Origin of the sequence: Chromohalobacter sp. 296-RDG (assembly GCF_029889885.1) — a bacterium.
In the GTDB taxonomy this organism is placed as follows: Bacteria; Pseudomonadota; Gammaproteobacteria; order Pseudomonadales; family Halomonadaceae; genus Chromohalobacter.
Genome location: NZ_JARANY010000090.1, coordinates 1 through 6,150, shown reverse-complemented (window position 1 = coordinate 6,150; position 6,150 = coordinate 1). Strand labels below are relative to the sequence as shown.

Sequence of the window (6,150 nt, the reverse complement as noted above, 5' to 3'; positions counted from 1 at the left end):
CGACAGGTCGGGTCTGCCGGACGAATAGATACTGCCGGCGGACGAATTCAGTAAGCGGGACAGCATATTAGCATATAGCACGCACACCCGCCTTAAGTCTAATCGCTATTTAGCCTGGCCCATGCGTGCCTTGCACCACTCAGAAGTATGTCGTCATCACCTCTGCCACCTCCAGCGACTCATCAACGCACAATACGCGACGCCACTTGTCGAACGTCAGGCATGGGTGGGAAGTGCCGAAGGCAATCACATCGCCCACGGCAATATCGGCGTGTTCAGGAATCTCGAGGAACACATGCTGATCCATGATATGCGTCGTCCGCCACGCGCTGATATCGACCGGAGCCACGTTCTCGTTATGCAGAGAATAGAGTCGAAGCGGTAACGGCAGGTCCGGCTCATGGCCGATGTCGCGTTTGCCCAGCGCGATAATGGCCAAACCGGGCTCGGGCAATGATTGTACATGCGCGAAGACCTCGAGCGCCGGCTGCAGCTCGCCTTCGAGCTTGGGCTGACGCGCTTTCACATTGGCCATCGCCCCGGCATAGAGCTTGTGATCGTGCACCACGTAGCAACCAGGACGCAGCACCGGCGTGTAGTGCTCGCGCAGTTCCGCCTGGTCGAACGCCTCGGCGATCAAATCGAACCACTTGGAGCCGGAGGCGGTGACGAGCGGCGCCTCGCACTTGAGCACACCGCTGGCCTGCAACATGCGCACGGTCTCCACCAAGCGCTCGCCGTAGGCACGTACGGAAGCCACTTCATCGCCGCCAGCGATCATGCCCTCGTATCCCTCGACGCCCACCAGCGCCAGGGCGGATTCTTCGCCGATCGCCGCCACCAGCGCGTCGACCTGCGAGGCAGTACGGCAGCCACAGCGCCCGCCGTCGACGCCCAGTTCGATCAGCACATTGAGCGTAAGGCCACGTTCGGCAAAGAACGCCCCAAGATCGCGCACATTATCGACACTATCCACCACGCAGTAATATTCGAGCCCGCGCGCGATGGCATCTGCCACCAGGGTCATGTTGGGGTGCCCGACCAATTGATTGACCATCAGTACGCGTCCGATGCCATGGGCATGCGCCGTCACGCTCTGCACCGCCGTCGCAAGCGTGATGCCCCACGCCCCCGCCTCGATCTGTCGCTTGAACAACGCTGGCGCCATGGTGGTCTTCCCGTGCGGCGCCAACTTGGCACCGTGATCATCGGCGAAACGCTGCATCCAGGCCAGGTTGTAAGCCAGCGGCGCCTCGAAGACCACCGCCGCCGGTAGCGGAACGTCACGCAGCAGATGCCCCGGATGCACCAGCGGTGTGCCTTTTTCCATTGCCCCTTGCACGCGTTCGGACATCGTATTCTCCTCAGACTTTTATACTTAGATGGTATTTACTAACACATAATTTAAAAATATGTTAGTACCTAACAAGCTCATCAATCACTGGATACGGGCCGCTCGTGAGTCAAGAATTCGACATCCTGTCGCATATCACCGCCTGCTTGCCGAGCCTGCGCGAGTCGGAGAAGAAGGTCGCCACGCTGGTTCATGACGATATCGACTTCGTCACGGAGGCGAGTATCGGCGAGATCGCCAAACGCGCCGAGGTGAGCGATGCCACGGTGACGCGTTTCGCGCGCGCGGTGGGGTGCCGCAATGTGCGCGACTTGAAAACGCGCCTCACCCGTGCCCTGGCCGCCGGGCGTCGTTTCATTCAGGAAGCGAGCGAAGAAGACGGCCTCGGCGTCATCTACGACACCGCCGCACAGACGCTCGCACTCAATCGCGAACTCATGGAACAGGCCGATGTCGAGGGCGCGGTGACGATGCTTGACGACGCCCGCCAAATCCTGGTGTTCGGCGCCGGCGGCGGCTCCACCGTGATGGCGCAGGAAATGCAATTCCGACTGGTACGGCTTGGTTACGCCATCAGCGCCTATCCGCAAGCGCTACTACCACGCATGGTCGCCTCGACCCTGGAGCCCGATGACGTCGTCGTGACGCTGTCGGTGACCGGTTACACCCCGGAAATCGTCGAAGCGGCCGAGCTGGCACGCCAGTACGGCGCTCGCGTGCTCGCCATAACCGCCGTCGGGTCGCCACTGGCGGAGATCGCGAACATCGCCCTACCGCTGGCCGCCCGCGAAACCGATTACATCTATTTCCCGTCGTCGTCGCGCTACGCCATGATGGCCGCCATCGATATGCTGGCGCTGGGCCTGGCATTGCGACACCGCGATCATACCCGCGACAAGCTGCGACGACTCAAGATCACCCTCGATGCCCATCGCGGCGGCGATAATCGCCAGCCGTTAGGGGATTGAGCCGTCCCGTCGCATAAGGAGTCGCCATGCACGTCGATTTACTGATTCGCCACGCCACGATCATCGACGGTAGCGGGCGCGAGGCCTTCACCGCCGATGTCGCTATTCAGGACGAACGGATCGTCGCCATCGACGAGCTGAATGACGCTGACGCGCACGAAACACTCGACGCCGAAGGATTGATTCTCACGCCTGGCTTCATCGACGTTCACACTCACGACGATACTAATGTCATCCGCACGCCAGAGATGTTGCCCAAGCTCTCTCAGGGCGTCACCACGGTGGTGGTCGGCAACTGCGGCATCAGCGCCAGTCCGGTCACGCTCACGAGCGACGTGCCCGATCCCATGAATCTGCTCGGCCGTGCGGAAGATTTCCGTTATCCCACTTTCGCCGCCTATGCCCAGGCAATCGACGCGGCGGCGCCAAGCGTCAACGTGGCGGCGCTGATCGGACACACGAGTCTGCGCAGCCAGGTGATGGATCGCTTCGACCGCGCCGCTGGCGACGACGAAATCGCCGCCATGCGCGAACAACTGGAAACGGCACTAGCCGACGGTGCCGTGGGGATGAGCTCGGGCCTCGCCTATCGCAACGCCTATGACACCCCCACGACCGAGATGAATGCCCTCGTCGCGGCGGTCGGCCGTGCCGGTGGCGTCTATACCACGCATTTGCGCGATGAGTTCGCCGGGCTTCCCGAGGCGATGGACGAAGCCTTTGCCACCGCCAGACACGGCCAGGCGCCGCTGGTGATCTCGCATCTCAAGTGCGCCGGCGCCGGCAACTGGGGCAACGCCTCCAAGGCGCTGACCAAGCTCGACGACGCCGCGCTATCCCACGGCGTGCACTGCGACTGTTACCCCTATACCGCCGGCTCCTCGACACTGGATCTGGGCCAGGTCACCGACGAGATCGATATCTTCATCACCTGGTCCGACCCGCACCCCGAAATGGCACGCCAGCCCCTCGACACCATCGCCGCACACTGGGGGCTATCGCTGATGGACACCGCCAAACGTCTGCAACCGGCCGGCGCGGTCTACCACAACATGAGCGAGGCGGACATGCGCCAGGTGCTATCGCATCCGTTGTCGATGGTGGGCTCCGACGGTCTGCCCAACGACCCACACCCGCATCCCCGATTGTGGGGTACCTTCCCGCGCGTACTCGCCCACTACAGCCGTGACCTGAAGCTGCTGTCGATGCGCGAGGCCGTGCGCAAGATGACCTCACTCTCGGCGACCAACTTCGGGCTCACGGACCGTGGCGTCGTTCGTGTCGGCGCCTTCGCCGATCTGGTGCTGTTCGATCTCGAGGCGTTAGAAGACACCGCCACCTATAGCGCACCGATTTCACTCGCCAGTGGCATCGAGCTGGTCACGGTCAACGGTTGCATCAGCTATCGCCACGGCCAGGCGAGCGGCGAGCGTGCCGGACGGCTATTGCGTCGCGACGTCCGGCTTTCACCAGCCCCGGTCTCCGCGGGCCTTCCCAACGGGCGCGATAGCGCCGCATTCCACTAAGCATTCAGCAGTACAGGAGAGCAGAGCATGAGCATCAAACGTTATGGCGTCGAAGGGGGCGTCGGCACCGGTGGCCAGAAACTGCCCTTCGCCCGCGCCACCGAAGCAGGGGGCTGGCTGTTCGTCTCGGGGCAGACTCCGATGACCGACGGCGAAGTCGTCGAAGGCAGCATCGTCGAGCAGTCACGGCTGGCCTTCGCCAATTGCCTGAAGATCATGCAGGACGCCGGTTACGGCGTGGAGGACGTGGTACACGTCACCGCCGTGTTGACCGACGCACGCTACTTCAGCTCATTCAACAAGGTATTCAAGGAAGTCTTCGGCGAGCATCCCCCGGCACGCATCTGCAGCGTTCAGGACCTGGTGGTCGACTGCAAGGTGGAGGTCGATGTGAAGTGCTATCGCGATGATCGCGCCTGATAAGCGCCTACGCGGACGCATCGCTTCGATGGACAAGCACCGCAGTATTGGAAGAGAAGTTAGAAAAACGTAAAGAAAGATGGTCGCGCCCCGGCAAGGGCGCGACCGGCAGCGTAAAACCCCATGGGCCATGACATTCCACACTGCCCCGGCCGCGGCAACGGTCGGGACAACAATTATAAGAGGTTATTATGAACAGTCACGTTTTCCTCGGGGCCTTCATCGCCTACGTGGTCGTCATGATCGCGTTCGGCTGGTGGATTTCCCGCCATAGCCGAGGCACCGGCAACGATTTCCTATTGGGCGGACGCAGCATTCCGATATTTCTGACGATTGGTACCACCGTCGCCACTATGGTGGGTACCGGATCGAGCATGGGGGCTGTCGGCTTTGGCTACACTAACGGCTGGGCCGGTGCTCTCTACGGAATCGGTGGCTCCATCGGTGTCTTACTTCTGGCGGCGTGGTTCGCGCCAGTGCGCAAGCTGCGCTTCATGACCATGAGCGAAGAGCTTTCCTACTACGTCGGCGCCAATCGCTGGGTGCGCAATATCGTCGCCGTGCTGATCTACATCGCCTGCATCGGCTGGCTCGGCGCACACATCCTCGGTGGTGGGCTCTATCTATCATGGATGGCCGGCATCGACCTGACTACCGCACGCATCCTGGTGGCACTAGGTTTCGGCATCTACTGCGTGATCGGCGGCTATATGGCCGTAGTGTGGACAGACACCATTCAAGCGGTAGTGCTGTTCGTCGGCTTCATCGTGATGGCCGTCATCGCGCTGTTCGAGGTCGGCGGCTTTTCGGGCCTGGGCGCCAACATGGATGTCGCCACCACCAGCTTCCTGGGCATCGACAAGATCGGCGTGGTACCGGCGATCTCTCTCACCGCCGTCATCGCTGTCGGCGTGCTGGCCACGCCCTCCTACCGACAGCGCATCTATTCCGGCAACTCGGTCCATTCGGTGCGCAAGTCGTTCGTCATCACCGGTATCCTTTACATAATCTTCTCGATCATTCCCGCGATCATCGGCATGGCAACGCACGCCCTGAATCCCGACCTCGACAACAGCAACTTCGCTTTCCCGTTCCTGGCCACCGAGATCCTGCCACTATGGCTCGGCCTGCTGCTGCTCGTTGCGGGACTCTCGGCCACCATGTCGAGCGCGAGTTCAGATGCCATCGCTGGCGTCTCGATCCTGCTGCGTGATGTGTACGTGCTTTTCACCGGCCACACGCCCTCGGCGCACAAGGTGGTCAAGCTCTCGCGTCTATCGCTAGTCGCCACCATCGGTCTGGCGTTGCTGTTCGCGTTGACCTCCGACAACGTCATCGACTACATCACCAGCATGATCGCCACGGTCATGGCCGGCATGTTCGTGTGTGGCGTACTGGGGCGCTTCTGGCCGCGCTATAATTGGCAGGGTGCTGTCGCCACGCTTATCGCCGCCTCCGCTACCTCGCTAGCAGTGATTGGCGTCGATAGCTGGAGCGCCTTCTGGGGCAACCCGAGCATCCCGGCCGTTCTGGTCGCGCTGGTCGTAGGTGTGGTGGTCAGCCTGATCACACCAGCGTCGCAGGTGACACCGGAGCAAGCCCTGCAGCGTATCAACGAGGAACGCCAACGCATGGAGGGCGATGCCGACCCAGCGCTAACGCCACAGGCCGACTCAACGTCCTGAGCCGTCTTTCAGCTCCCACCGCCCCGCCCAAACGGGGCGGCATCCTGTCGCAGATGCATCACCGCGTGGCATTGCGTAAAATGCGTCTCCCTTGGCACTCGCCAACGATTCACCCGGTCCGTCCTTTACGGGGACGATTACCAGGAGATAGACATGACCCAACCGCACGACGCGCCGGCCATCGTGGTCGCGGCGCT

Annotated in this window: 5 protein-coding genes; 4 read left to right on the top strand and 1 reads right to left on the bottom strand. The window is 61.9% G+C overall.

Annotated elements, in window-relative coordinates:
- Positions 1 to 139 precede the first annotated feature (139 nt).
- Entirely contained in the window at positions 140 to 1,354 is a 1,215-nt protein-coding gene (locus OP495_RS16035) for an amino acid deaminase (RefSeq protein ID WP_280570706.1), read from the bottom strand.
- Positions 1,355 to 1,458: 104 nt separating this feature from the next.
- On the opposite strand from OP495_RS16035, the gene OP495_RS16030 reads away from it, so the two are divergent.
- The 4 genes from OP495_RS16030 (at position 1,459) to OP495_RS16015 (ending at position 5,953) form a co-directional block, all read left to right on the top strand.
- On the top strand, positions 1,459 to 2,322 hold the full coding sequence (locus tag OP495_RS16030) for a MurR/RpiR family transcriptional regulator (RefSeq protein ID WP_280564650.1): 864 nt from the start codon (positions 1,459 to 1,461) through the stop codon (positions 2,320 to 2,322).
- A gap of 26 nt (positions 2,323 to 2,348) precedes the next feature.
- On the top strand, positions 2,349 to 3,848 hold the full coding sequence (locus OP495_RS16025) for a D-aminoacylase (protein ID WP_280570705.1): 1,500 nt from the start codon (positions 2,349 to 2,351) through the stop codon (positions 3,846 to 3,848).
- A 27-nt stretch (positions 3,849 to 3,875) separates the two neighbouring features.
- Positions 3,876 to 4,268, top strand: a complete 393-nt coding sequence (locus OP495_RS16020) for a RidA family protein (protein ID WP_280564646.1) — start codon at positions 3,876 to 3,878, stop codon at positions 4,266 to 4,268.
- A gap of 191 nt (positions 4,269 to 4,459) precedes the next feature.
- Complete coding sequence (locus tag OP495_RS16015) at positions 4,460 to 5,953, top strand: sodium:solute symporter family protein (RefSeq protein WP_280570703.1); 1,494 nt, start codon at positions 4,460 to 4,462, stop codon at positions 5,951 to 5,953.
- The last annotated feature ends 197 nt before the right edge of the window (positions 5,954 to 6,150 follow it).